Source organism: Afipia sp. GW822-FHT04G07, from assembly GCF_058800765.1.
Genome location: NZ_JBXAMP010000001.1, coordinates 2,586,240 through 2,612,698, shown reverse-complemented (window position 1 = coordinate 2,612,698; position 26,459 = coordinate 2,586,240). Strand labels below are relative to the sequence as shown.

Genomic DNA, 26,459 nt, shown 5'->3' with positions numbered 1-26,459 from the left:
GAGAGAATTCATGAAGATGAACGTCAGAACAATTTTCGGGCTTGCGGCCGTTGCCGGCCTGCTGGCGGTCGCAGCGCCAGTTGACCGTGCGCAGGCGGTGTCGCTTCTCAACCCGGCCGCTTCGACTTCTACGAAGCTGGCAACCGAGGATGTCACGACGCAGGTCCATTGGCGCGGCCATCACCGCTGGCACCGGCATCGCGGCTGGCATCGGCACCATGGCTGGCACCACCGCCGCCATTGGCACCACCGTCATCACTGGCATCGCCGCCATCACTGGTACTGATGTCGCGTCGGCCGACAACGGCGCCTTTACCAAAACGGTGAAATGCCCGCGTCATGATCTTGCTGCAAATCCGAAGTCATCCTAATGCCGGACGGGGCAGATTGTTTATTCCGCTTGAAGCGGAAGGCGGTCCCGCCCGGGCCCAAGATTCAACGCTGGCTAGTTGGCGGAGTGGTGAACGGAAATCGGTGGTGCGCGTTATCTTAAACGTGTGGAGCAACGATCTGAGGAGAACTGCAATGAGAAAGTTCGTGGGAGCCGCGGCTGTCGCTGCCGCTCTTTCAATTGCCGGCTGGATGTCACTTGCGCCTGCGAGCGCCGCACAGCCGACGCCTGCGGTGTCGCATGATGCGCGTCTGGCCGATGCCAAGCCGACGGATGTCAGTGCGCGCCGCCGCCACTATCGGCGTTACGGATATTATTATGGCCCGCGTTATTACCGGCCCTATTATCGTCCCTACTACCGGCCTTACTACTATCGTCCGCGGCCTTACTATTATCGGCCGTACGGCTACTACCGCCCTTATGGCTACGGCTATCGTCCATATGGCTACGGCTATCGGCCTTATGGTTACGGTTATGGCTTCGGACCGGCGATCGGTTTCGGCTTTGGCTTCTAAATTCGCCCCGAACCACCAAACAAAAACAGGCGCTCGAAAGAGCGCCTGTTTTTATGTCATCGGCGATGAGACGGGGGTTGGCCTGCTCAGGTTGTATGCCACTCGCGGATATCGACGAAGTGTCCGGCGATCGCTGCGGCTGCGGCCATGGCAGGCGACACCAGGTGGGTGCGGCCTTTGAAGCCCTGACGGCCTTCAAAGTTGCGGTTCGAGGTCGACGCGCAACGCTCTTCTGGCGACAGCTTGTCGGGATTCATCGCGAGGCACATCGAGCAACCCGGCTCGCGCCACTCGAAGCCGGCCTTGATGAAAATCTTGTCGAGCCCTTCGGCCTCGGCCTGCTCCTTCACGAGACCTGAACCCGGCACGATCATCGCATTGAGATTGCCGTTGACGGTGTGGCCGGCGACAACCTTCGCGGCGGCGCGCAAGTCTTCGATGCGGCCATTGGTGCAGGAGCCGATGAAGACGCGATCGAGCTTGATGTCGGTGATCTTCGTCCCGGCGACGAGGCCCATATACTCAAGCGCGCGCTGCTTGGAGAGGCGCTTGGCTTCATCCTCGATTTTCGCCGGGTCCGGCACCATGCCTGAAATCGACACCACGTCTTCCGGCGACGTGCCCCATGTCACGATCGGCGGCAGCTTCGCGGCATCGAGACGAATCTCCGCATCGAAATGCGCGCCGTCGTCGGTGCGCAGCGTTTCCCAGTAGCGCATGGCGGCATCCCAGTCGGCGCCTTTCGGCGACATCGGGCGGCCCTTCAGGAATTCGTAGGCCTTCTCGTCGGGGGCAATCAGGCCTGCGCGCGCGCCGCCTTCGATCGACATGTTGCAGACAGTCATGCGGCCTTCGACCGACAGCGCGCGAATAGCCTCACCGGCGTACTCGAGCACGAAGCCAGTGCCGCCTGCGGTGCCGATCTCGCCGATGATCGCCAGAATGATGTCCTTCGCGGTGACACCGTCGGGCAATGCGCCATCGACGGTCGCGCGCATGTTCTTTGCTTTCTTCTGGATCAACGTTTGCGTGGCGAGCACGTGTTCGACTTCCGACGTGCCGATGCCGTGCGCAAGCGCGCCGAACGCGCCATGCGTCGAGGTGTGGCTGTCGCCGCAGACGATCGTCGTGCCCGGCAGCGTGAAGCCCTGCTCGGGGCCGATGACATGCACGATGCCCTGACGCTTGTCGAACTCGTTGAAGTACTCGACGCCGAACTCGCGCGCATTCTCCGCGAGCGCTGCGATCTGTTCGGCGCTTTCCGGATCGGGATTCGGTTTCGAACGATCGGTGGTCGGGACGTTGTGATCAACCACGGCGAGCGTCTTCTTCGGCGCACGGACCTTGCGGCCGGTCGTGCGCAGTCCTTCGAAGGCCTGCGGCGAGGTCACCTCATGGACAAGATGCCGGTCGATATAGAGCAGGCAGGTGCCGTCCTCGGCCTCGTGGACCAGATGGTCGTTCCAGATCTTGTCGTAGAGTGTGGTCGCTTTGGCCATTGGGTGTCCGATTAACCTGTCCGGATGGGTGTTGCGGCCTCCGGGCCGCGGGTTTTCAGTTCCGCCCCTTTTTACTCGCTTAACGGGAGGGGGGAAAGTATCCTGACGACATAATAGCTTACGCAGGATCGCACAATGACCGCACGCCCGCCGGTTGCGCCCTATTTGACCGTTACCCCTGCTGCGGGCGCGATCGCCTTCTACACCGCCGCTTTCGACGCCAAGCAGAAGGCGCTGATGCCGGCACTCGACGGCCTGCGCATCCTGCATTGCGAACTCGAGATCAACGGCGGTGCGTTGTTCCTGTCGGATGCGTTTCCAGAATTCGGCACGGCGCGGACGCCATTGCCGGGAGAGCCGGTGACCATGTCGGTCAGTCTGGAATTCTCGAGTGCGGAACAGGTGGACGACGTGTTCGCGCGCGCCACGAAGCTTGGTGCTAAAGGCGAGGTGACGCCGACCCATTCGTTCTGGGGTACGCGAACCGCCATTGTGCGCGACCCGTTCGGCCATCGCTGGATCATGAACGGGCCGCTCAAGCAGAAATAGCGCTACGGGCTATGCTAAGCTGGCCAAAGAAAAAAGCGCGGCCATGAGCCGCGCTTTGATTTCAAATCATCAAGCGTTGCTTGATTATGCGCCGGAAGCCGCCTTCGGCGCTTCGCGGTTGTCCTGCTTCTCGACGATACGCGCCGACTTGCCGCGCAGACCGCGCAGATAATACAGCTTGGCGCGACGTACCTTGCCGCGGCGCACGAGCTTGATCGAGTCGATCATCGGCGAATAAACCGGAAACACGCGCTCGACACCTTCGCCGTATGAAATCTTGCGAACGGTGAAGCTCTCATGGATGCCGCCGCCGTGACGGCCGATGCAGACGCCTTCATAGGCCTGCACGCGCGAACGCTCGCCTTCGACAACCTTCACGTTGACGATCACGGTATCGCCCGGTCCGAAATCGGGAATGGTCTTCCCGGCGGAGAGCTTTTCGAGCTGCTCCTTGTCGATTTCTTGAATGAGGTCCATCGCAAAACTCCATCGGCGGCGCGCCCGGAAGGGGCTGCGCGGAAATTCGTATCCAGCACGTGCACGGATTGGCCGGTCGTATACGCCATCACCGGCGGGTTGTCACCCTTTCGTCGTGTTTTTTGGCGGCTTCGGGAAGGTGTTTTGGGCTTTTTTGGCCGCCCAGAGGTCCGGCCGCCGGGCTTTTGTCAGGGCCTCGGCCTCGGCCCGCCGCCAGGCCTCGATCCGGGCGTGGTCGCCGGACACCAGAATATCCGGAATCGGACGGTCCTCGAACATCTGGGGCCGGGTGTATTGGGGGTATTCCAGCAATCCATCCGAGAAACTCTCGTCGGTTCCGGAACTTAGCTTACCCATGACCCCCGGCAGAAGCCGCACGCAGGCGTCTATCAGGGCCAGGGCGGCGATTTCGCCCCCCGACAGGACATAGTCCCCCACGGAGATTTCCTCGAGCCCACGGGCCTCGATGACCCGCTGATCGACCCCCTCGAACCGGCCGCAGACGATCATGGGGCCCGGGCCGGCGGCGAGTTCCGCGACCCTGTTCTGGGTCAGCGGTGCGCCGCGCGGGCTCATCAGCAGGCGCGGGCGGGCGGGATCGGTATTTGCGCTATCGATGGCCGCCGCCAGCACGTCCGCGCGCAGCACCATGCCGGGTCCGCCGCCGGCCGGGGTGTCATCGACGCTGCGGTGCTTGTCAGTGGCGGCATCGCGAATGTCGCGCGCCTCCAGCGCCCACAATCCCGATGCGAGCGCCTTGCCCGCGAGGCTGATGCCGAGCGGGCCGGGAAACATCTCCGGAAACAGCGTGAGCACGGTGGCGCGCCACATGTCGGTGGTCCTGATTTCAGATGTCCGCGGTGTCCGGTGTGTCGCCTTCGATCTCGCCTGGCATGACGATCACCACATGACCGTCCGCGAGATCGACGGTAGGCACCACCGCATCTGTGAACGGCAGCAGCAGTGTCGGCCCCTGCGGCGGAGCGATTTCGATGATGTCGCCGGCGCCGAAATTATGCACCGCGAGAACCTTGCCAATGGCCGCGCCCGCCACATCGACGGCGCGCAGTCCGATCAGGTCGGCATGATAGTATTCGCCCGTCTCGGTCGGCGGCAGCCTGTCGCGCGCGATATAGAGTTCGATACCGTTGACGCGCTCGGCGTCTTCGCGCGTGGCGATGCCCTTCAGCACCGCGACCAGATGATCTTTCGCGATCCGGGCGCGCACCACTTCAAACTGACGCGCGCCGTCTTTGGTCGACAACGGGCCGTAGTCGATGACCGCCATGGGGTCTTCGGTGAAGGGCCACAACTTCACCTCGCCGCGCACACCATGCGCGGCGCCGATTCGTGCAACGCAGATTTGCGCTGCTTTTGTCACGAGATTCCTTACGCCTTGGCGGCGGCTTCAGCGTTGGCCTTGCGCTCCTTGCGCGGCACGGCCTTTTCCGGGTTCTTGCGCGGCTCGCGCTTCTTCACGCCGGCTGCATCAAGGAAGCGCATCACGCGGTCCGACGGCTGCGCGCCCTTGGCGAGCCAGGCCTTGACCTTCTCCATGTCGAGCTTGAGGCGAGTCTCGTTGTCCTTCGGCAGCAGCGGGTTGAAGTGGCCGAGACGCTCGATGAAGCGGCCGTCGCGCGGGAAGCGCGAATCGGCGACGACGACGTGATAAACCGGGCGCTTCTTGGTGCCTGCGCGTGCGAGGCGGATAACGACTGACATTTATTTCTCCGTTGGTGTGTTCGAATGGTGTGAAAACTGTTCGTGTTATTTCTTCTTGCCGATCCCCGGAAATCCGCCGAGGCCCGGCAATGTCGGTTTTCCCAGCCCCGGAAGGCCTGGAAAGTCTTTCGGCAGCGAGGGCGCGCCTTGCGGAATTCCGCCGGGCATCTTCGCCGCCAATTCCTTCATGGCGTCGGCTGACGGCATTCCGCCTCCGCCGAAGCCCATCGCCTGCGCCATGCCCGCCAGCGGGCCGCGCTTGCCCTGACCCATAGCCTTCATCATGTCGGCCATGTTCCGGTGCATCTTGAGCAGTTTGTTGACCTCCTCGACCTTCAAACCAGCGCCTGCGGCGATGCGCTTTTTGCGGCTGGCCTTGAGGATGTCGGGATTCTTGCGCTCCTCGCGCGTCATCGAATCGATCACCGCCATCTGGCGCTTCACGACCTTGTCGTCGAGATTCGCCGCGTTGATCTGGTTCTTCATTTTCGCAATGCCGGGCATCATGCCCATCAGGCCGCCGAGGCCGCCCATGGTCTGCATCTGCGTCAGCTGATCGCGCAGATCGGCAAGATCGAACTTGCCCTTGCGCATCTTCTCGGCGACGCGCGCGGCTTTTTCGGCGTCGATATGCGCGGCAGCCTTTTCGACCAGCGACACCACGTCGCCCATGCCGAGAATGCGGCCCGCGATGCGCGACGGATGAAAATCTTCCAGCGCGTCGGCTTTTTCGCCGGTACCGATCAGCTTGATAGGCTTGCCGGTGACGGCTCGCATCGAGAGCGCAGCGCCGCCGCGGCCATCGCCGTCCACGCGCGTCAGCACGATGCCTGTGAGGCCGACGCGTTCGTCGAACGCACGCGCGAGATTGACCGCGTCCTGACCGGTCAGCGAATCCGCCACCAGCAGCACTTCATGAGGGTGCGCGGCGGTTTTCACCTCCGCCGCTTCCGTCATCATCTCTTCGTCGAGGGTGGTGCGGCCCGCGGTATCGAGCAGCACGATGTCGTAGCCGCCAAGCTTGCCCGCCTGCAGCGCGCGCTGCGCGATCTGTACCGGCTTCTGTCCCGCAACGATGGGCAGAGTCTCAATGGAGAGATCGCGGCCGAGCACAGCAAGTTGCTCCTGCGCGGCCGGGCGATAGACGTCGAGCGACGCCATCAGAACTTTTTTCTTGTCGCGCTGGGTCAGGCGGCGCGCCAGCTTCGCAGTGGTGGTGGTTTTGCCGGAGCCCTGAAGGCCGACCATCATGATCGCGACCGGCGCGGGCGAGTTGAGATCAATCTGCTGGCCGTCGGCACCGAGCATGGCGACAAGCTCGTCGTGGACGATCTTCACCACCATCTGGCCGGGCGTCACCGACTTGACGACAGTGGCGCCGATAGCCTGCTCGCGGACCTTCTCCGTGAAGGAGCGAACCACGTCGAGCGCGACGTCGGCCTCGAGCAGCGCACGGCGCACCTCGCGCATGGCGGCATCGACATCGGCTTCCGACAGCGCACCGCGCCGCGTCAGCCGATCGAGAATGCCTCCAAGCTTTTCCGACAGATTGTCGAACATCGCCGCGTTGTATCCCGTTGCTCATGTCCCGGCAGGGACAGGAAATTCCAAACACCTTTACGCCCGAGGGCGCACAGCGCTGTCGGGCGTTGACCTCCGGTCTCTTGGACCGGGCGGCGGGTCGAAAAGAACGTCTTTTCGAGAAGTGCGGGGGTTAAACCGCCCATAGCCCGAAAAGTCAAGAAAAGACCGAAAAATGCTGATTTTGGGGCGGGTTGCGGTGGGCCTTCGCGGAACCTAACTGTTGCTCCGACAGGCCATTTCCGGCCTCCTGGACCTCATGAACCTCACCCGCCGCCGTGTTTTTGGTCTGCTCGCCGGCGCTGCGGTCGCCGTGGGCCTGCCGTCCTTCTGGATTTTCCGTATGAAAACCTATGCTGGTCCGCCGTCCGATCATTTCGACGGAACCACTTTTTTTGATCCCGACGGCTCGCCGCCCAAGAAACTCTGGGAGGTCCTGCGCTGGCAGGCCACCAAGACGGCGGCCAAATGGCCGGACCGTGCGCCGAGCCCTTATGCCGATACGCCGCCGGCGCAAGTCACCGGCGACAAGGTGCGGCTGTCGTTCGTGGGACACGTGAGTTGGCTGATCCAGACTGCGGGCCTCAACATCCTGGTCGATCCGGTGTGGTCGGAGCGCGCGTCGCCGGTGTCCTTCGCCGGACCGAAGCGCGCCAACGATCCCGGCATCGCCTTGGGTGCCCTGCCGCCGATCGATGTGGTTCTGGTCTCGCACGGACATTACGACCATCTCGATGCCCGGACTCTCTCGCGACTCGCTGCAAAATTTTCACCGCGCGTCATCACGCCGCTCGGCAACGATGTCACCATGGCTGCCAACGATGCCGCGATCCGCGCCGAAGCGTTCGACTGGAACGATCGCGTCGAGATCGGCAACGGCGTCGCGGTCACACTGGTGGCGACGCGCCACTGGACCGCGCGCGGCCTGTTCGATCGCAACAAGGCTTTATGGGCGAGCTTCGTGCTGGAAACACCCGCAGGCAAGATCTACATCGTCTGCGATTCGGGCTACGGCACCGGCACGCATTTCCGCCGCGTGAAGGACGCGCATGGTCCGTTGCGCGCGGCGATCCTCCCGATTGGTGCGTATGAGCCGCGCTGGTTCATGCGCGATCAGCACATGAACCCCGAGGATGCGGTGAAGGCGCTGGCCGACTGCGGAGCCGAGATGGCGCTGGCGCATCATCACGGCACGTTTCAACTGACCGACGAGGCCATTGACGCGCCGGTCAACGATCTGGCGACCGCGCTCGATGCCGCCGGCGTCGCGCGGGAAAAGTTCGTCGCGCTGAAGCCGGGGCAGGTGTTCGAGATCTAGCCGATTTTACTGCGCTTTCGGTTTTATCTCGTAGGACACGCTCACCGTCACCCGCAGCGTTTCCTCGCCTTGTGCAACAGGCGCGGAGGCCGCCATTCCTGCCACCATCTTGCGATAGGGCACCGGACCCGGCGTGGTTTCTTCCGAAATGCTTAGCGGCGCGCCGAGCGAGATGCTCGCGGCCTTTGCGTAGATTTCCGCCTTGCGCCGCGCATCGGCGATCGCCTCGGAACGCGCGTCATCCAGCAGCTTCGATGCCTTTGAGACCGAGAAGCTGATGCCGCTGATCTCGTTGGCGCCGGCGCCGACCAGCACGTCGATGGTGTCGGCGACCTTGGTGATGTCGCGAATGGTGACGGTGACGCGGTTGCTCGCGCGATAGCCCGTGATCTGGAACGGCGCGTTGGGATTGCGCCCCGGCGCGCTCTGCGGCGACAGCGACAACCGCGAGGTCTGGAAATCCTTTTCCGCGATGCCGCCATTTTTCAGCGCGAGCAACACGATGCCCATGGCCTTGTTGTTGGCCTCGGAAGCCTCGCGCGCCGTCTTTGCCTCGGTGGTCACGCCGCTGTCGATCTGCGCGAGATCCGGCGGCACCGAAATCGTCGCCTCGCCGTTCACTGTAATGGTTGGCGGCGTTGTCTGTCCAAACGCCGACGATGCCGTGGCGGCAAGGGCCATCGCAGTAATGAGGGTGCGGACGCGCATTGATAACTCCAAGTTCTATGTGAGCGGCTATTCTGGTTAAACGGCAGTTCTATTTCAGCGGCACGAACACGTTGATGACGAGCTTGTCCTCGGTCGTCGTCAATGGATCGGTGATGTACTCTTCGATGAACGTGTCCTTGGCTTCGAGTTTCTTTTCATCGAGATGGTTGGTGATCGCCTCATACGTGTTGTCCATGTTGTCGTATGAGCCGCGATGGATGAATTTCAACGTCGGTCCTTCGGGTGAATTGCCGACGCTCATGCCTTTGGCGAGATTTTTCGGATCCTGATCGACCGGAATTTCGGCCTGATAGGTAAAGCCCGCATCGTCGGTCGAGGTGTAGACGATCAGTGACGAGCCGGCAGGCTTGATGCCCTGCTTGTCGAGAAATTCCGACAGCGTTTTCAGCGATCCCACCAGTGTCTCGAACGCGGCATCCCAGGACGCGGAGCCCTTCAGGATCACGACTTTTTTCGCGGTCAGGGTCTGCTCCGCGCCGAATGCGTCGCCGGTCTGGATGCTGGGCGCGGCTGGCGCCGCCGACGGGGCTTCGGCGGCGGGGCTTTGAGGTGCCGCAGGTGGGGTTGCGGGCGCATCCGCCGTTGGCGCTGCCGGGGTCGCAGGCGTCGTCGTCGAAGCTGCCGGGGGAGGCGTGGCCGGCGGCGCGTCCTTCGAAGCTGCGGGTGCCGGGGCAGGCGGCGGCGCGGTGGCCGTGGGAACGGCCGGGGGCTGCACCGGCCCCATCGGGATTTTGGTCCAGACCGCCGCGGCGACGACCAGCGCCAGAACGACCAGGACGGCAACACGGGCATTACTCATTCGATGGTCTCCGAAGGCGTCAGCAGGGTCATTTGTCCGGCAGCGAAGCGAATTCAGTTTACCACGAACCGCTTCCGACTGACATGCGGTGCAAACTGGGCGATCGCGAGGCACCCCACTGGCCTGTCAGGCGCACTGGTCAAGTCGGCCTGCATTCGCCATATAGACCGGATCATGAGCACGCTCGCCAACCACAGCTTCGCCAAGATGAACGGTATCGGCAACGAGATCGTCGTTGTTGATCTGCGCGATTCGGCGGCGACCGTCACCCCCGATGAGGCACGTGCGATCGCGGCTCCTGCCGGGGTGCCTTATGACCAGTTGATGGTGCTGCAACCGCCGCGCGTTCAGGGTACGGCCGCCTTCATCCGCATTTTCAACAATGATGGTTCCGAAGCCGCCGCCTGCGGCAACGGGATGCGCTGCGTGGCGCGTCAGGTGTTTGAAGAAACCGGCAAGTCGGCGCTGACCTTCGAGACTCGTGCGGGACTTCTGAACTGCTGGCAAGGACCGTCGCCCGATCTCTATACGGTGGACATGGGCGCGCCGAAGTTCGGCTGGCAGGACATTCCGCTTGCCGAGGAATTTCGCGATACGCGCTCGATCGAATTGCAGATCGGGCCGATCGACGCGCCGGTTCTGCATACGCCGTCGGTCGTGAGCATGGGCAACCCGCACGCGATCTTCTGGGTCGATGACATCGAGGCCTACGATCTCGGCCGCTTCGGGCCGCTGCTGGAAAATCATCCGATTTTTCCGGATCGCGCCAACATCACGCTCGCGCATATCGTGGACCGCGAGCACATCGTCATGCGGACATGGGAGCGCGGCGCGGGGCTGACGAGAGCGTGCGGCTCGGCGGCATGCGCCACGGCAGTGGCATCGGCGCGGCTGCGGCGCACCGAGCGCACGGTCCACATGACGCTGCCGGGCGGCGACCTCACCATCGAGTGGCGCGCGCAGGACGATCATGTTTTGATGACGGGACCCGCAGCGTTCGAATTCGAAGGCCGCTTCGATCCGGCGCTCTTCACCAACGTCGCCTGAGATGACCGTCGATGTCGTCACCTTCGGATGCCGGCTGAACACCTTCGAATCGGAGGTGATCCGGCGCGAGGCGGAAAGCGCCGGCATTCGCAACACCATCGTCGTCAACACCTGCGCCGTCACCAACGAAGCCGTCGCGCAGGCGCGGCAAACCATCCGCAAGCTGAAGCGTGACAAGCCCGATGCGCGCATCGTGGTCACCGGCTGCGCGGCGCAGACCCAGACGCAGATGTTCGCGCAGATGAGCGAAGTCGATCGCGTGCTCGGCAATGACGACAAGATGCACGGCGGCGCGTGGCGTGAAACGCACAGAGCGTTCGAGATAGACCCGGGCGTGTCGCGCGAAAAGATCGCCGTCTCCGACATCATGGCGGTGACCGAGATGGCCCCGCATCTGGCAGCGGGATTCCAGAGCGGGATGCCGCGTGTGTTCGTGCAGGTGCAGAACGGCTGCGATCATCGCTGCACCTTCTGCATCATTCCCTACGGTCGAGGCAATTCGCGCTCGGTGGCGATGGGCGCGGTGGTCGATCAGGTGCGGGCACTCGTTGAGGCCGGGCACGCCGAGATCGTTCTGACCGGCGTCGATCTCACGAGTTACGGCGCGGACCTGCCGGGCGCGCCAAAGCTGGGCGCGCTGACGAAGCAGATATTGAAGCATGTGCCGGACCTGAAGCGATTGCGCATCTCCTCGATCGATTCCATCGAGGCGGATCGCGATCTGCTCGATGTTATCGCCACTGACGAACGGCTGATGCCGCATTTGCATCTGTCGCTGCAGGCCGGCGACGATCTCGTTCTCAAGCGCATGAAGCGGCGGCACACCCGCGCCGATGCGATTGATTTCTGCAAGCAGGTGCGGCGGCTGCGGCCGGACATGGCGTTCGGCGCGGACATCATCGCGGGCTTCCCGACCGAAACCGAAGAGATGTTCGCGCGCTCGCAGGATCTCGTGGACGAGTGCGATCTCACCTTCCTCCATGTGTTTCCGTATTCGCCGCGTCCCGGCACGCCGGCGGCGCGCATGCCGCAGGTCGACGGCCGCATCATCAAGGAGCGCGCCAGGCGATTGCGCGCGATCGGTGAAGCGGCGTTGCGTCGCCGGTTGGCGTCGGAGGTGGGCGCCACGCGCCATGTACTGATCGAAAGCGCGACGCAGGGACGCACCGAGCATTTCGTTCCGGTTGCGATTGCGGGTGGCGAACAGAACACGGTCCGCAGCATTGTGATCGCCGGCCACGACGGTGAGCGATTGCTCACATAAAGACACGTATGTGCCGTGCCTGTCTTGTTGCCTTCAATTTGCGTCGCAATTGATGTAATGAAGTTACCATGTATCAAGGCTGCACCCGCAAAAGCGCGGGATAACTTTCAGAGCGGCGGCCTTCGTGGTCTTTGCAAATTGTCTGAGTCCCGAGGAGAAAATCCATGTCACTCGATTCCGATGTGCTCGTTGATCGCCGCCGGATCCGCCGCAAGCTGACGTTCTGGCGCGTGGTGGCGGCGCTGGGCGTCATCGCCGCCGTCGTCGCTGTCGCCGTACTGGTTTCGCCGGCAGGCCGCAGCGCGATCTCCGGATCGAACGCGATCGCGAGGGTCAAGATCGATGGCCTGATCCGCAGTGACCAGACGCGCGTCGAGGCGCTGGAGCGGCTTGAGAAGTCGTCTGCGGCAGCCGTCATCGTGCACATCAATTCGCCGGGCGGCACCACCGCCGGTTCCGAGCAGCTTTACGATGCTCTGGTGCGCCTGAAGGCGAAGAAGCCGCTGGTCGTGGTGGTGGAAGGTCTCGCCGCGTCGGGCGGATACATCGCTGCGCTCGCGTCGGACCAGATCATCGCCCAGCAAACATCGCTGGTCGGATCGATCGGCGTGTTGTTCCAGATTCCGAATGTGTCGGATCTGCTCAAGACCGTCGGCGTCAAGGTCGAGGAAGTGAAGTCATCGCCGCTGAAGGCCGCGCCCAACGGCTATGAGCCGACCAGTCCCGAGGCGCGCGCCGCGCTCGATTCGCTGGTGAAGGATTCCTACGCATGGTTCCGCGGCCTGGTGAAGGATCGTCGCGGCATGGATGACGCGACGCTGCAAACCGTAGCTGATGGCCGCGTGTTCACCGGCCGTCAGGCGGTCGGTCTTAAGCTGATCGATCAGCTCGGCGACGAGAAAACCGCCGTCGCATGGCTGGTTGCACAAAAAAAGATCGGTTCGGACCTGCCCGTGAAAGACTTCAAGCTTGCTCCGCGCTTTGGCGACATGACTTTCCTGCGCGCGACGGCGGCTGTCGCCCTCGATGCGGTCGGTTTGGGCGCGATCTCACGTCAACTTGAGCAGTCCGGCGTGGTGCAGGCCGTTGACCGCTTCGGTCTCGATGGGATGCTTGCGCTGTGGCAGCCGGCATCGTCGAATTGATTGGAATGGTCGCCCTGAATCGGGTTTCAACCGTTCCTCGCCGCATTGCGGTCGCGGGGGCAACAACGAATCCCGGCGTTTGTCACGCGATTTAGCCGCGTCTCGTTTTGAATTAGCGACTTGACAGTCCACGGCTTTTTCACAGAAATGTCCATCGCACGCTACGGGCCCAACACTCAATGATCAAATCCGAACTCGTTCAACGCATCGCCGAGCATAACCCGCATCTCTATCAGCGGGATGTCGAGAACATCGTGAACGCAATTCTCGACGAAATCGTTGCCGCGCTCGCCCGGGGCGATCGCGTAGAACTGCGTGGTTTTGGGGCTTTCTCGGTCAAGCATCGCCCCGCTCGCGCAGGGCGTAATCCACGCACCGGCGCGCATGTGCCCGTCGAGCAGAAGAGCGTGCCGTTCTTCAAGACCGGCAAGGAAATGCGTGAGCGGCTGAACCGCGACGAGGCGGCGGATCCAGCGGCGGCGACCTGATCCGGCCGGCTAAAATAATTCCAAAGTGCGGCCGCGCGCATTTTTGCGAACCGCCTTCAGAATTGCCAGCTCCAGGAACGCACGATGCTCCGCAAGATTTTCAACGCCTTGGTGATCCTGCCGCTTGCGATCCTGTTTGTCGTGTTCGCGGTCGCCAATCGCCACATCGTCACGCTATCGTTCGATCCCTTCAATTCCAGCGATCCCGCACTCGGCGTCTCGCTGCCGCTGTTCGTTGTCATCATCGCGGTGGCGATCTTTGGCGTGGTCGCCGGTGGCGTGGCCACCTGGTTCGGCCAGCGCCGCTGGCGGCGGGCTGCCCGGCAGCATGAGGCTGACGCGCGGCACGCCCGCGCGGAACTGGCGGATTTTCGGGAGAAGGCGCAGATCGCGTCGCGCACTGGCGAAAATCAGGTTCTGGCCTCGGGATCGGGCCCCGGCCTGACCCCGTCCTATCTGGCCATCGGGCGAGACAAGCACGGCGCGGCGTTGTAGAACCCGCCCTTCTGTTCCACAGCCTGTTTTCGGTTATCGGCCCCCGGCCCAACCACGCCTTGAGACCATGTCACTTGCAGTCAAAATTTGCGGCCTGTCCACGCGCGAGACCCTTGAGGTCGCGCTGGATGCGGGTGCCGACATGGTGGGCTTCGTGTTCTTCGAGGCGTCGCCGCGCCACATCGGTCTCGGTGTTGCGCGCGAACTCGGGCGGCAGGTCAACGGCCGTGCGCTCAAGGTGGCGCTGACCGTTGACGCCGACGATGCCTCCCTTGAGAACTGCATCGAGGCCTTGAAGCCCGGACTGCTCCAGCTTCACGGCGATGAGAGCGTGGCGCGCGTCCGCGACATCAAGCAGAAATTCGGACTGCCGGTGATGAAGGTGCTGTCGGTCGCAACCGCGGCCGATCTCGCAAGCCTTCCGGGTTATGCGGCGGTGGCCGACCGCATCCTGTTCGATGCCCGCGCTCCGAAGGACGCCACCCGTCCCGGCGGGCTTGGCGTGCCGTTCGACTGGCATCTGCTGGAGTACATCCATCTGTCGATTCCCTTCATGGTTGGCGGTGGGCTGAACGCAGCCAACGTCGCCGAAGCCATCACGGTTACCCGCGCGGGCGGCGTCGATGTGTCGTCGGGCGTTGAAAGCGCGCCGGGCGTGAAAGACGCCGACATGATCCGTGCCTTTATCCGCGTCGCGCGCGAAGCCGACCGCGCAACAACATCTTCGAAGATTGCGAGCAGCGTATGAGCGTCCAACGTCCCAATTCCTTCCGCTCCGGTCCTGACGAACGCGGGCATTTCGGCATTTTCGGCGGGCGCTATGTCGCCGAAACGCTGATGCCGTTGATCCTGGATCTGGAAAAGGCCTATGCCGACGCCAAGGCCGATCCGTCGTTTCAGAAGGAAATGAACGGCTACCTCAAGGACTATGTCGGCCGCCCGTCGCCGCTGTATTTCGCCGAGCGTCTCACCGATCATCTCGGCGGCGCGAAAATCTATTTCAAGCGCGAGGAGCTGAACCACACCGGCTCGCACAAGGTCAACAACGTGCTCGGCCAGATCATGGTCGCGCGCCGCATGGGCAAGAAGCGCATCATCGCTGAAACCGGCGCTGGCCAGCACGGTGTCGCCACGGCGACGCTGTGCGCGCGCTTCGGCCTCGAATGCATCGTCTACATGGGCGCGGTGGACGTGGAGCGGCAGCAGCCCAACGTGATCCGCATGGAAATGCTGGGCGCCAAGGTGGTGCCGGTGCAGTCCGGATCGCGCACGCTGAAGGACGCGATGAACGATGCGCTGCGCGACTGGGTCACCAACGTCGCCGACACGTTCTATTGCATCGGCACCGTGGCAGGCCCGCATCCGTATCCCGCGATGGTGCGCGACTTCCAGTCGATCATCGGCACCGAAACTCGCGCGCAGATGCAGGAGACGGAAGGCCGCCTGCCGGATTCGCTGATCGCCTGCATCGGCGGCGGCTCCAATGCGATGGGTCTGTTTCATCCGTTTCTCGACGATTCCGGCATCGAGATCTTCGGGGTCGAGGCGGCGGGGCATGGCTTGACCAACCTGCACGCGGCGTCGATCGCAGGCGGCCGCCCCGGCGTGCTGCACGGCAATCGCACCTATCTGCTGATGGACGACGACGGCCAGATTCAGGACGCACATTCGATTTCAGCAGGCCTCGATTATCCCGGCATCGGTCCCGAGCATTCCTGGCTGCACGAAACCGGCCGCGTGACGTATCTGTCGGCCACCGACGATGAGGCGCTGGCGGCATTCCAATTGCTATCGCGCCTTGAAGGTATCATTCCAGCGCTGGAGCCCGCGCATGCCATTGCGAAAGTGATGGACCTCGCGCCGAAGCGGCCGAAGGATCACCTGATGGTGGTCAATCTGTCCGGTCGCGGCGACAAGGACGTGCCGCAGGTCGGCGACATTCTGAAGGGTAAAAAGAAGTGACCACGCGCATCGACACACGTTTCGCCGAACTCAAGGCAGAAGGCCGCGCGGCGTTCGTCACCTTCGTGATGGCGGGCGACCCGGATCTTGCGACCTCGCTCGAGATTATTAAGGCGCTGCCGAAGGCGGGCGCGGACATCATCGAAATCGGCATGCCGTTCACCGATCCGATGGCCGACGGCCCCGCGATCCAGGCGGCGGGCCTGCGCGCGTTGAAATCTGGCACGACGCTGAAGAAGACGCTTCAGGTGGTGCGCGACTTCCGCAAGGACGACGCGACGACGCCGATCGTTCTGATGGGGTATTACAATCCGATCTACATCTACGGCGTGGACACGTTTCTGGTCGATGCGAAATCCGCCGGCGTCGATGGTTTGATCATTGTCGATCTGCCGCCGGAAGAAGATACCGAACTGTGCATTCCGGCGATGAAGGCCGGATTGAACTTCATCCGGCTCGCAACGCCGACCACGGACGACAAGCGTCTGCCGGCTGTGCTCGCGAATACCTCGGGCTTCGTCTATTATGTGTCGATCACCGGCATCACCGGGTCGGCCAGCGCCGATACCACTCAGGTGTCCGCCGCCGTCGCCCGCATCAAGCGTCACACCCAGTTGCCGGTCTGTGTCGGCTTCGGCATCCGTACGCCGGAAGCCGCCGCCGGTATCGCACAGGCCGCTAACGGTGCCGTGGTGGGTTCGGCGCTGATCGATGCGTTGCGCGCGTCGCTCGATTCTGAAGGCCGCGCGACCGCGAAAACGGTTCCCGCTGTGGCCGATCTGGCGGCAGCACTGGCGCAGGGCGTGCATGGCGCCAAACAGGCCGCAGAATAGCTTTACGCAAGCTTTTTATTGCAATTCCGGAGGGTTGCCCGGGCTCGCCCCGGCGTCCATATATCCATCTCCCAAAGACGGAGCCCGACATGAACTGGTTGACCAACGTTGTCCGGCCGAAGATTCGCAGCATCCTCAAGCGCGAGACGCCGGAGAATTTGTGGATCAAGTGCCCGGATTCCGGGCAGCTCGTGTTCTACAAGGATGTCGAACAGAACCAGTTCGTCATTCCCGGTTCAAACTATCACATGCGCATGGGCGCGGTGGCGCGGCTGAAGTCGATCTTCGACAACGAGACCTGGTATGACGTGGCGCTTCCCGAAGTGACCGCCGATCCGCTGAAGTTTCGTGATGAGCGCAAATATGTCGACCGCATCAAGGACGCGCGCTCCAAGACGGGCCTCCATGACGCTGTAAAGGTCGGCTACGGCAAGCTGGAAGGCAACGCCGTCGTTGTCGCCGTGCAGGACTTCGACTTCATGGGCGGCTCGCTCGGCATGGCGGCGGGTGAAGCCGTAGTCAAAGGCCTCGAACTTGCGATCGAGAAAAAATCACCTTTCATCATTTTCGCGGCGTCCGGCGGCGCGCGGATGCAGGAAGGCATTCTGTCGCTGATGCAGATGCCGCGCACCACGGTAGCGATCCAGATGCTGCGTGAAGTGCATCAGCCCTACATCGTGGTTCTGACCAATCCGACCACCGGCGGCGTGACCGCATCCTACGCAATGCTGGGTGACGTGCAGATCGCCGAGCCGGGCGCACTCATTGGGTTTGCCGGCGCGCGCGTCATCGAGCAGACCATTCGCGAGAAATTGCCGGAAGGTTTCCAGCGCGCCGAGTATCTCAGGGAACACGGCATGGTGGACATGGTGGTGCATCGCCATGAGTTGCGCGGGACATTGGCGCGGCTTTGCCGGCTGCTGACCAAGGCGCCGGCAGCTTCCGAAAGTTTCGCGTCGGTCGCGCCGTTGCCGGTTGATCTGCCTGCGGTCGCGTCGCCGGCGTGACGTCGCCTGCGGCCAAAGATCCATCCAGGAATTCGTCGGCGTCCTACGACGACATCCTCGCGCGCCTCGCCTCGCTGCACCCCAAGCGCATCGACCTCACGCTCGATCGCATGTGGCGCATCCTGGAGCGCCTTGGTCATCCCGAAAAGAAAATTCCGCCCGTCATCCATATCGCCGGCACCAACGGCAAGGGATCGACGGTGGCGTTCCTGCGCGCCATTCTAGAGGCTGCGGGGCTGCGTGTGCACGTCTACACATCGCCGCATCTGGTGCGCTTCAACGAACGCTTTCGTTTGGGGCAGGTCGGCGGCGGTGTGCTCGTCACCGACGATCAGCTGCGCGCGGCGCTGGATCATTGCGAGCAGGTCAATGACGGCGAGCCGATCACGATATTCGAGATTGAGACCGCCGCGGCATTTCAGTTGTTCGCCGAGCACCCGGCGGATGTCGTGTTGCTTGAAGTAGGCCTCGGCGGCAGGCTCGATGCGACCAACGTCATCGATGCGCCGCTGGCCAGCGTCATCACGCCCATCGGCATGGATCACATCGAATTTCTCGGCGATACGCTAATTAAGATCGCCACTGAAAAGGCCGGGATTATCAAGAAGGGCGTTCCGGTGGTTTGCGCCGAACAATCGGCGGAGGCGATTGCTGTGATCGGGCAGGCGGCCAGGCGCGCCCATGCGACGCTTCACGCGGCGACGGAAGGCTGGCATGTCAATGTGGAGCACGGACGGCTGGTTTATTCGGACGAGCGCGGCCTGCTGGACCTGTCCGCGCCGCGGTTGTTCGGGCGGCACCAGTTCGACAATGCAGGATTGGCGATCGCGACCCTGCGCGCCATCGAGACCTTGAAGATCGATCCGGCCGCATTCGAGCAAGGCATCGCGCGCGCGGAGTGGCCGGCACGGATGCAGCGGCTGACGTCGGGCAAGCTGGTTGAGGCTGCGCCTCACGATTCGGAGATATGGCTCGACGGCGGCCACAATCCCGACGGCGGTCGCGTTGTCGCCGATGCGCTGGGCGATCTGGAAGAGCGCGTTTCGCGCCCGTTGGTGGTGATCGTCGGCATGATGGGCAACAAGGATGCCGGCGGCTTCCTCGCGAACTTCGCGGGACAGACACGCCACATCGTCGCGGTGAAAATTCTAGATCAAGACAACGCGATGTCGCCGGACGTACTGGCCGATGCCGCGCGACAGCTGGGGATGCGGGTCGAGACTGCGGTGAGCGTCGAAGCGGCACTGCGCGCGATCGCAAAATTGGCCTACGAAGTGCCGCCGCGCATTCTCATCACCGGCTCGCTCTATCTCGCGGGGCATGTGCTGGCTGAAAACGGCACGCTACCGCAATAACCAACGTCGCAAACGAAAACGGCCAGCTTGCGCCGGCCGTTTGCAAAATCTCAAATCTAAAAACGATCAGACAGCGGCGGTGATCCACTGCTGCAGCTTGGCCTTCGGCGCAGCGCCGACCTGCCGCGAGGCCATCTCGCCCCCCTTGAAGATCATCAGCGTCGGGATCGACATCACGCCGTACTTCGAGGCGGTCTTCGGACTTTCGTCGACATTGAGCTTCACGATCTTGACCTTGTCGCCCATGGCGCCGGCGATCTCGTCGAGCGCGGGGGCGATCATGCGGCACGGACCGCACCATTCCGCCCAGAAATCGACGACCACGGGGCCGTCCGCCTTGAGAACTTCCGCTTCGAAATCGGTGTCCGAAACCTTACCCACACTCATGTGATCTGCCTCGTTGGATGAAAGGCGCGGGAATTTTTGAGAGAATCGCGCGCAAGAAACGTAGGCCCAACCTATGAACGCGCCCCTGCGGGGTCAAGGCTGGTCACCGCGACGTGTTCCGTCGGCCAGGCGGCGCCAGCTTCGGGAATCGGCCTCGATTCAACGGGTTAGGGTTGCGCGGTCGATCCAGTTGGTTGAGGGCGCCTCAGGAGATGATCGATTGCAGCTCTGCGTCCAGCGCGGAGGCCGGAATTTCCATCATGGCCGCGGTCTCGGTCCACAGCAGGATGCAGCGCACCGGCCGGCCGGGGTAAAGCCGCCGCAACACGTCGCGATAGAGCGCCAGCTGATGCACGTAAGCCCGCGGCGCGTCGGCCGCTGCGTGCGGCGGGGCGTGGTTGGTCTTGTAGTCGACGATCAGGACCTCATGCGGCGTCACCACCAGCCGGTCGATCTGGCCAGACACCAGTGCAGGCGGTTTGCCGCGCCGCGCGACCCGTCCGGCAATCGAGACCTCGGCGCGGCTGCCGTCCGCGAACAGCGGCGCGAGCGTTGGTGTGGCGATCAGCGCCACGACTTGTTGCGCCAACGCCTCGCGCTCTTCGGCGGGCCAGCCTTGCGCATTGCGCTGAAGATAGTCGCGCGCGGCGCTGTCGCGGCGTTCGGTCGCCACATCCGGCAGCGACTGCAGAAGACGATGGATCAGTGTTCCGCGCTTCAAGGCGCGCTCGCGGGCGTGTCGCGATTCGTCGCTCAGAACGCGATGATCGTTGTTGTCATCCTCGGCTGCGTCGGAGGGACGCAACACCACATCCACGGGCTCGTCGCGCGGCGCGAGATCGCGCAGCCACGCAGGCAATTCAATATCCGGCGATGCTTGCGCGGCAATAACCGGCACGGGCAGCTCGACATCCCCGGCGCGTGAATAGCGCTTCACCGGGCCCTGCGCGGTCTCAAGTTCTTCCAGTTGCAGCCCCGACGCGACGAGCCCCTTTCCGATCAGATCGTACCAGGACTTGTCGCGCACCGCCTTGACGTTGCCCGGCAGCACGCCGCCGACGATCAGGCGATCCGCTGCGCGCGTCATCGCCACGTAGAGCAGGCGGCGATATTCGTCCTCGGTCTCATCTTTCATGGCGGCGCGGGCGGCCGCCACATTCGGCAGATCGTCCGCCTTCTTGCCGGCCCAAAGCACCACGCCGGGCACGTTGGGTGCGGCGTTGCCCTGTGGCATGTGGATCAGGTTCACGCGCTGCGAATCCGCAGGCGATGTCGTGGTGTCGACGAGAAATACGACGGAGGCTTCGAGGCCTTTCGCGCCGTGCACGGTCATGACGCGGACTTCGTCGCGCTCGATTTCCATGTCGCGTTTGACTTCGGTGTCGGCGGCACGCAGCCACGCCATGAAGCCTTGCAACGACGCCGGTGCTTTCCGCTCATAGGTCAGCGCGAGTTCGAGAAACTCGTCGATCGCGTCATTGGCCTCGAGGCCGAGCCGCGACAGGATGCGCGCGCGGCCCGTTGGGCCGTCACTTTGGCCGCCGAGCAGCCAGGCGTAGAATGTGAAAGGCGTGACGCTGGCGAATTTTTCCTCGCACTCTTCAAGGCGTGCCAGCGCGGATTCCAGCCTGTTATTGCCAGCTGCGTGTTGCGCCAGCGCCGCGCGCAGCGTGCCTTTGCGCTCCGGTGCTATTGCCAAAAGATCGTCGTCGTCGAGTCCGAACAGCGGGCTCTTGAGCGCCACCGCCAGCGCCAGATCGTCGCGCGGCAGCAGCAGCGCGTCGGCGAGATTCATCAGGTCGATGACCGCGATGTGTTCTGTCAGTTTCAGCCGGTCCGCTCCGGCGACGGGAATGCCGGCATGTTTCAGGGCCTGAATAATGGTGTCGAACGCCCTGCCGCGCCGCCGCACCAGAATGAGAACATCGCCGTAGCGCAACGGACGCCTGCGGCCAACGGAGCCTGTCATGATCCCGGCGTCGATCAGCGCCGCGATCTCGTCTCGCACGCGCCGCGCCAGCCGCGCTTCCGGGCTCTTCTCCGGCACAGCGTCGAGTGCCGCGCGCCATCCCGTCACATCGTCGCGTGCGGTCGGGGTTTCAAGGTCCCACAGGTCGACCAGCGCGGGGGCAGCGTCGCCCAGCGCGTTGTGAACCGGATAGCCGTTCGCGACGGCATGAATGCTGCTGAAAATCTCGGTGTCGCGAAAAACATGGTCGACCGAATTGAGGATCGTCCAGCCCGAACGAAACGAATGCTTGAACTCGACGGACTCGAAATGGAGTCTTGCATTTTTGAACCGCGTTTCCATCTCGCGGCGGCGACTGTCGAACTCGCGCGGAGCGGCTCCCTGAAACGAGAAGATCGATTGCTTTTCGTCGCCGACCGCGAAGATCGTGCGTTTGACGCCGTCGCGCGCGCCCGCGCCGGACGTGAATTCCGATGTCAGCTTTTCGATGATGTCCCATTGCCGGGGACTGGTATCCTGCGCCTCGTCGATCAGGACATGATCGATACCGCGGTCGAGCTTGTAATGCACCCAGCCCGCCGAGACGCTATGGAGCAGGTTATGGGTCTTCGCGATCAGGTCATCGTAGTCGAGCAGGCCGCGCTCGCGTTTCTCGCGCTTGTAGTTTTCGGTCACCGCGCTCGCGATGACCAGAAGAGCCTCGGTGCGGTCACGCTGCATGACGGCGCGACGCTTTTCGATCAAGGCGAGGACACGTTCGTTTTCACGTAACAGACGCTGCGCCAATTCGGGGTACAGATCGTTGATCTTCTTGGTGACAAGCGTCTTGCGCGGTTCAAGCTCCTTGGTCAGGAACACCTGAAGATACTTGTCGATTTGCGCGCTACCGGTAGTGCTCAGCGCATCACGGAATCGCGCTGCCTGAGCGGTATCTGTTTTGTTCCCGCCTTCGAGCGCAGCAGCGACGGCCTGCCACTCGCTGCGCGGCACGTTGGGGCCATCGACGATCTCGCGTTCGACATCCTCGATGCGCTCGCTGACGCCGATGCCGAGCGTGAGTGCGACCTGCGCCATGGCACGGTCGATGTTACCTGCGCTGTCGGACCACGCCATGAAACGATCGCGGCTCAGGCAGGCATCGCGCACCACATCCTTGAAGGTCACATCGGCGGCCGTCGCCATCGCGACGTCAAGTCCGCGTCCCATGCGGCTTGCGGGATTGGCTGATGCCTCCAGCAGCACCTTGAGGTTGGCGCGCTCCATCATGTCGGTCTGGTCGCGATCGTCCAGCACCGCGAAGTGCGCGGGCACGTTGGCCTCGAACGGGAATTGTTGCAGCAGCCGCGTGCAGAGCGCGTGAATGGTCTGCACCTTGAGCCCGCCCGGCGTTTCCAGCGCGCCGGCGAACAGTTTCCGGGCGCGCCTCCGGGTTTCGGCGTTCGGCTCCGGCGCGCCGATCAGGCGGATCGCCGCGTCGAGTTCGTCGTCCGGCATCCGGACCCACTTGCCGAGCGTCGCGAATACGCGCTGCGCCATGTTGGCTGCCGCGGCCTTGGTGAAGGTGATGCAAAGAATTTTTTCCGGCTGCACGCCGCTGAGCAGCAGCCGGATCACGCGGCTGACCAGCACGTGAGTTTTGCCGGACCCGGCATTGGCTGCGACGAAGGCCGACGCATCCGGGTCCGACGCGCGGGCCTGCAACGCGGTCACGTCGATAGGGATGTCTTTGCGAGGTGCGCTCATTCGATCTCCTCGCGTCCGTCGCCGATGACCGACCACTCCTTGATGCGCGCTAGATCGTCGTAGGTGCCGTAGCGGTTCTCCCACATCGGCAGCACCACCGAGCGATAGGCCTCGTCCTGATTGGCGTAACGATGGATCAACGCGGTCAGTTCGCGCAGCGCCTCGTCCGCCGCGTCGTCCGGCAGTTGCGGTGGATCGCTCTTGTTGAGCCTCAACTCCAGAACGGTCGCCTTGCCCGGAGGATTGTTGCCGCTGAGCCGGACATAGACCAGTTCGCTGACCGACGCGCCTGCCGGAATGTCTCCGAAGCCGCCGCCGCGCAGGATCGCCGCTTCCAGCGTGAGCTGCGGCGACAGGCCGAGAGTGACCTGCTTGGCGCTGGGCGGCTGGCCAGTCTTGTAGTCGAGCAATGCGAAAGTCTGGTCGGTGCGATGCTCGATGCGATCGGCGCGCGCGGTCAGCGTGAATTTTTGCCCGTTGTCGAGAAGGATCGGAATGCTGCCGGAAATTTCCGCAGCGATGCGCGCGACATTGAGCCGCCGGTCGCGTTCCCACCCGGCGAACCATGACGCGATGCGCAGGAAGCGCGGCCACCACAGCGCGCGCGCTTCAGGCCGTTCCATCAATGGCGCGAAATGTTTTTCGCCGATGACGCGCAGCGCGCCCGCCGGATCGTCCGGCAACGCGGTTGCAAATCTGGTGGTGAATTCGCCGAGCGCTTCGTGGATCGCCGAGCCGCGATCCGCCGCAGTCAGCGGCATATCCACCGGATCGAGCGGAAGCAGCCTGAGAATACGCTTTGCGTAGATGGTGTAGGGGTCGCGCAGCCAGTCCTCGATCTCGGTGACCGACATTCGCGCCGGCCGCAGGGCGACAGCAGGCTTCGGCATCGGCTGCGGCGCAGGCGTGACAATCGCGGGTCGATCGAGCGCGTCGGCCCAGTGCGTGTAGCGCTCGCCCTGGCGCTTCGCGTCAGTCCAGAGTTTCTCGCCGGCGACGGCTTCAAGCCGGTGCAGGAAGCGTGAGGCGACGGCGGGCGCGCCGCCGACTTTCGCGGCGCGCGACAGGATGACGTCTTTCGCCCCTAACAGTTGCGCGAAATCATGCGCCGACAGTCCGATGCGCCGCTCGGGCAGATCGAGGCCGAGTTGGTGCCGCATCGGACGGCTCAGCCACGGATCGACGCGCGCCGCGGGCGGCCACACGCCCTCGACCAGGCCGCCGAGAATGACGCGGTCGCTTTCGGTGAGGCGTGCTTCGAGCGGACCGTAGATGCGAAGGTGCGCGCCTGCGGCTTGCGGCCGCCGAACGATGCGATCGCCGAATGCGGTCTGGAACACATCGGGATAATCGCCGAGGTCGAGCATAAGCCCGCTTGGCGGTGGCGGCTTGCCGGGATCCGTTGCCGCACCGCCGACCTGAAACAGGTCATCGAAGGCCTTCGACAGCGCGTTGCCGTCCGGCGCTTCGAACGCGAGCGTCCTTTGTCTGTCGTCGGCCGCGAGCGCGATGAGAGCATTGCGATGCAGGGCCGCCAGTTCGGAAAAATCGTGCGGCTTGCTGCGCTTGATGTCTTCTAGCGGCTTGAGTGCAAGCGTCAGTTCGCCGATCAGCGTCTGCACGCCGTCGAGCGCTGCATCGCTCAGTTGCGCGCGTGGCTCGGAGTGGTGGATGGCGGAGATCTCCTGCCGTCGGAGCTTGCCGAGTTCGTCGCGGAAACGGGAAAAATCGCGCGCCAGCCCGGCGCTGCCTGCCGCTGGTCGTGTTCCGCGCAGCAACGCCAGTTCGAGATCGGAGATTGCGATCGACCAGAAGCCTTGCCTCCGTCCGAGCCGGAACAGGGGATGCTTCAGGAGCGCCAGCAACGCTGGCGGCGCCAAGTCATCCGCGACGGTTTGCGCGGCTAGCCGCGCAAAAATCCCCGCCGGAGTGTCCATCAGGGAGTCGCCGCCGGAATCGTCGAACACGAGATTCCATCGATCGAGCGACGCCATCACACGGCGCGCCAGCGCACGGTCGGGGGTTACCAGCGCTGCGCTCATGTTTTTTTCGCGCGCCTCGCGCATGGCCACCGCGATGGCCAGCGCTTCCATCTCCGGATTGGCGGCTTCGACCACGGACAGGTTCGCCATGCCGCCGGCGATTTTTGCGGCGATGTCCGGTACCTCAAGCCGCGTATGCCAGTCGGCACTGACGTTAGCGGGGCGCATCGCTTCCGATGCGAGCACTTCGCGGCCATGGGTTGCGGGCCCGGTGAGTGCGGTCACATCGCGGCGTTCGATTTTGAACACGCGCGACAGCAGGTGATGCAGCGCGAATTGCGGATGGCTCCAGGTCGGCGGCGGGGTCGATGGATCAACATCGTTCTCGACGTCGCCGATGGAATTCCAGGCCGCGTCATCGAGAATGGTGTCGAGGCCGGGCAGCACCACCGCGCCTTGCGGCAGCATGGCAATGGCGCGCAGCAGTTTCGCTGTCGTCGGCATCGATCCTGTCGAGCCTGCCGCGATCACCGGGCCTTTGGGATGGGCTTTGAGGCGTGAGACTTCTGCATCGATCAGCCTGTCGCGCCGTGCGGCAGGCTCGATGCGGTCAATCTCCTTGAGATGATCCGGCCATGTCTCTTTCGCGATCTTCAGGAATTTCAGCGTGCGCTGCCAGTAATCGTCGAGTTCGTCCGGTACGATGCCGTCGAGCGCATTCCAGCCGACACCGCGTGTCACCATGTCGTCCATCAGCCGCGCCAGATCGCCGGCCAGCGCCAGTGTCGATGCCGGACCGCCAACCACGAGTGAATCGGGCTGGCTCTTCGCCCATGCGGCGACGAGTTTCGCCAGCGTCAATCGCCGCTCGAGGTCGTCAAGTTTCGGCGGCAGCATGGCCGCTTCAGCGCCACTGATTTGCGCGTCCGAGAATTCCAGTTCGTCCTCGTCGACGCTGCCGAGCGCGACGATACGCGGCAGCACCACCGCATCGGACTTCAGCACATCGAGAAACACCTCGCGCGCCATGCGGCCGGCACGGCGCGTGGGCAGATAAAGCGTGACGTCGGCCAGAAGCTCGGGATTGGCGCGTGCGTCAAACCCTTTGACCAGCCGGCCGTCGACAAGGGCCTCGATCACCGTATGAAGAAATGGTGCCGATGAGGGGACGTTGAAAACGCGCATGAAAATTCCGATTCGCG

The 26,459-nt window shown here is 63.5% G+C and carries 24 protein-coding genes and 1 pseudogene; 14 read left to right on the top strand and 11 right to left on the bottom strand.

The window, feature by feature from the left end; genetic code table 11:
* Positions 1–149: 149 nt before the first annotated feature.
* Both AC1RKJ_RS12740 and AC1RKJ_RS12735 read left to right on the top strand, forming a co-directional pair.
* Positions 150–371: a hypothetical protein gene (locus AC1RKJ_RS12740; RefSeq protein ID WP_492791321.1), complete on the top strand. Its 222-nt coding sequence runs from the start codon at positions 150–152 to the stop codon at positions 369–371.
* A 154-nt stretch (positions 372–525) separates the two neighbouring features.
* Positions 526–906, top strand: a complete 381-nt coding sequence (locus tag AC1RKJ_RS12735) for a hypothetical protein (RefSeq protein WP_492791320.1) — start codon at positions 526–528, stop codon at positions 904–906.
* A gap of 86 nt (positions 907–992) precedes the next feature.
* Here AC1RKJ_RS12735 and leuC read toward each other — a convergent pair whose 3' ends face one another.
* The gene (gene leuC / locus AC1RKJ_RS12730; protein WP_492791319.1) at positions 993–2,405 is read right to left on the bottom strand and encodes a 3-isopropylmalate dehydratase large subunit; all 1,413 of its coding nucleotides are present in this window, start codon (positions 2,403–2,405) and stop codon (positions 993–995) included.
* A gap of 135 nt (positions 2,406–2,540) precedes the next feature.
* Here leuC and AC1RKJ_RS12725 point away from each other — a divergent pair, with 135 nt between their 5' ends.
* Positions 2,541–2,954, top strand: a complete 414-nt coding sequence (locus AC1RKJ_RS12725) for a VOC family protein (RefSeq protein WP_492791318.1) — start codon at positions 2,541–2,543, stop codon at positions 2,952–2,954.
* 84 nt (positions 2,955–3,038) lie between these two features.
* On the opposite strand, the gene rplS is transcribed toward AC1RKJ_RS12725, so the two are convergent.
* From rplS to ffh, 5 genes are all read right to left on the bottom strand, one after another.
* Positions 3,039–3,431, bottom strand: coding sequence for a 50S ribosomal protein L19 (gene rplS / locus AC1RKJ_RS12720; protein WP_492791317.1), 393 nt, complete (start codon positions 3,429–3,431; stop codon positions 3,039–3,041).
* A gap of 102 nt (positions 3,432–3,533) precedes the next feature.
* The gene (gene trmD, locus AC1RKJ_RS12715) at positions 3,534–4,262 is read right to left on the bottom strand and encodes a tRNA (guanosine(37)-N1)-methyltransferase TrmD (protein ID WP_492791316.1); all 729 of its coding nucleotides are present in this window, start codon (positions 4,260–4,262) and stop codon (positions 3,534–3,536) included.
* Positions 4,263–4,278: 16 nt separating this feature from the next.
* A complete protein-coding gene (gene rimM / locus AC1RKJ_RS12710; RefSeq protein WP_492791315.1) occupies positions 4,279–4,812 on the bottom strand; it encodes a ribosome maturation factor RimM in 534 nt (177 codons plus the stop codon).
* A gap of 8 nt (positions 4,813–4,820) precedes the next feature.
* Positions 4,821–5,153: a 30S ribosomal protein S16 gene (gene rpsP, locus AC1RKJ_RS12705; RefSeq protein WP_492791314.1), complete on the bottom strand. Its 333-nt coding sequence runs from the start codon at positions 5,151–5,153 to the stop codon at positions 4,821–4,823.
* A gap of 45 nt (positions 5,154–5,198) precedes the next feature.
* Entirely contained in the window at positions 5,199–6,713 is a 1,515-nt protein-coding gene (gene ffh / locus AC1RKJ_RS12700) for a signal recognition particle protein (RefSeq protein ID WP_492791313.1), read from the bottom strand.
* 280 nt (positions 6,714–6,993) lie between these two features.
* Between ffh and AC1RKJ_RS12695 the strand changes: the two genes are divergently transcribed.
* Positions 6,994–8,052, top strand: a complete 1,059-nt coding sequence (locus tag AC1RKJ_RS12695; RefSeq protein ID WP_492791312.1) for an MBL fold metallo-hydrolase — start codon at positions 6,994–6,996, stop codon at positions 8,050–8,052.
* 6 nt (positions 8,053–8,058) lie between these two features.
* Here the strand turns inward: AC1RKJ_RS12695 and AC1RKJ_RS12690 are convergent, their stop codons facing one another.
* On the bottom strand, positions 8,059–8,760 hold the full coding sequence (locus tag AC1RKJ_RS12690; protein ID WP_492791311.1) for an SIMPL domain-containing protein: 702 nt from the start codon (positions 8,758–8,760) through the stop codon (positions 8,059–8,061).
* A 49-nt stretch (positions 8,761–8,809) separates the two neighbouring features.
* A complete protein-coding gene (locus AC1RKJ_RS12685) occupies positions 8,810–9,580 on the bottom strand; it encodes a GyrI-like domain-containing protein (RefSeq protein ID WP_492791310.1) in 771 nt (256 codons plus the stop codon).
* A 174-nt stretch (positions 9,581–9,754) separates the two neighbouring features.
* Between AC1RKJ_RS12685 and dapF the strand changes: the two genes are divergently transcribed.
* The 10 genes and pseudogenes from dapF to AC1RKJ_RS12635 all read left to right on the top strand — a co-directional run bounded on the left by dapF (position 9,755) and on the right by AC1RKJ_RS12635 (position 19,176).
* Positions 9,755–10,627 (top strand): diaminopimelate epimerase, encoded by an 873-nt coding sequence (dapF, locus tag AC1RKJ_RS12680; protein ID WP_492791309.1) that lies wholly within the window; start codon positions 9,755–9,757, stop codon positions 10,625–10,627.
* Between the two features lies 1 nt (position 10,628).
* The gene (mtaB, locus tag AC1RKJ_RS12675) at positions 10,629–11,891 is read left to right on the top strand and encodes a tRNA (N(6)-L-threonylcarbamoyladenosine(37)-C(2))-methylthiotransferase MtaB (protein WP_492791308.1); all 1,263 of its coding nucleotides are present in this window, start codon (positions 10,629–10,631) and stop codon (positions 11,889–11,891) included.
* A gap of 164 nt (positions 11,892–12,055) precedes the next feature.
* Positions 12,056–13,036, top strand: a complete 981-nt coding sequence (gene sppA, locus AC1RKJ_RS12670; RefSeq protein ID WP_492791307.1) for a signal peptide peptidase SppA — start codon at positions 12,056–12,058, stop codon at positions 13,034–13,036.
* 164 nt (positions 13,037–13,200) lie between these two features.
* Positions 13,201–13,524: pseudogene (locus AC1RKJ_RS12665) on the top strand (integration host factor subunit beta); the annotation flags it as partial.
* Between the two features lie 84 nt (positions 13,525–13,608).
* The gene (locus AC1RKJ_RS12660; RefSeq protein WP_492791306.1) at positions 13,609–14,019 is read left to right on the top strand and encodes a lipopolysaccharide assembly protein LapA domain-containing protein; all 411 of its coding nucleotides are present in this window, start codon (positions 13,609–13,611) and stop codon (positions 14,017–14,019) included.
* Between the two features lie 67 nt (positions 14,020–14,086).
* On the top strand, positions 14,087–14,767 hold the full coding sequence (locus AC1RKJ_RS12655) for a phosphoribosylanthranilate isomerase (protein WP_492791305.1): 681 nt from the start codon (positions 14,087–14,089) through the stop codon (positions 14,765–14,767).
* Positions 14,764–15,981 (top strand): tryptophan synthase subunit beta, encoded by a 1,218-nt coding sequence (trpB, locus tag AC1RKJ_RS12650; protein WP_492791304.1) that lies wholly within the window; start codon positions 14,764–14,766, stop codon positions 15,979–15,981. Before AC1RKJ_RS12655 ends, trpB begins: the two co-directional genes overlap by 4 nt.
* On the top strand, positions 15,978–16,814 hold the full coding sequence (trpA, locus tag AC1RKJ_RS12645) for a tryptophan synthase subunit alpha (protein WP_492791303.1): 837 nt from the start codon (positions 15,978–15,980) through the stop codon (positions 16,812–16,814). Before trpB ends, trpA begins: the two co-directional genes overlap by 4 nt.
* 89 nt (positions 16,815–16,903) lie before the next feature.
* Positions 16,904–17,821: an acetyl-CoA carboxylase, carboxyltransferase subunit beta gene (accD, locus tag AC1RKJ_RS12640; protein ID WP_492791302.1), complete on the top strand. Its 918-nt coding sequence runs from the start codon at positions 16,904–16,906 to the stop codon at positions 17,819–17,821.
* A 110-nt stretch (positions 17,822–17,931) separates the two neighbouring features.
* Positions 17,932–19,176 carry a bifunctional folylpolyglutamate synthase/dihydrofolate synthase gene (locus tag AC1RKJ_RS12635; protein ID WP_492792727.1) on the top strand — a complete coding sequence of 415 codons (1,245 nt, stop codon included), beginning with the start codon at positions 17,932–17,934 and terminating at the stop codon, positions 19,174–19,176.
* A 66-nt stretch (positions 19,177–19,242) separates the two neighbouring features.
* On the opposite strand, the gene trxA is transcribed toward AC1RKJ_RS12635, so the two are convergent.
* The 3 genes from trxA to addB form a co-directional block, all read right to left on the bottom strand.
* The gene (gene trxA, locus AC1RKJ_RS12630) at positions 19,243–19,563 is read right to left on the bottom strand and encodes a thioredoxin (protein ID WP_492791301.1); all 321 of its coding nucleotides are present in this window, start codon (positions 19,561–19,563) and stop codon (positions 19,243–19,245) included.
* Positions 19,564–19,768: 205 nt separating this feature from the next.
* Positions 19,769–23,275 (bottom strand): double-strand break repair helicase AddA, encoded by a 3,507-nt coding sequence (addA, locus tag AC1RKJ_RS12625; protein ID WP_492791300.1) that lies wholly within the window; start codon positions 23,273–23,275, stop codon positions 19,769–19,771.
* Positions 23,272–26,442: a double-strand break repair protein AddB gene (gene addB, locus AC1RKJ_RS12620; protein ID WP_492791299.1), complete on the bottom strand. Its 3,171-nt coding sequence runs from the start codon at positions 26,440–26,442 to the stop codon at positions 23,272–23,274. The genes addA and addB overlap by 4 nt, the downstream gene beginning before the upstream one ends.
* Positions 26,443–26,459 lie beyond the last annotated feature (17 nt).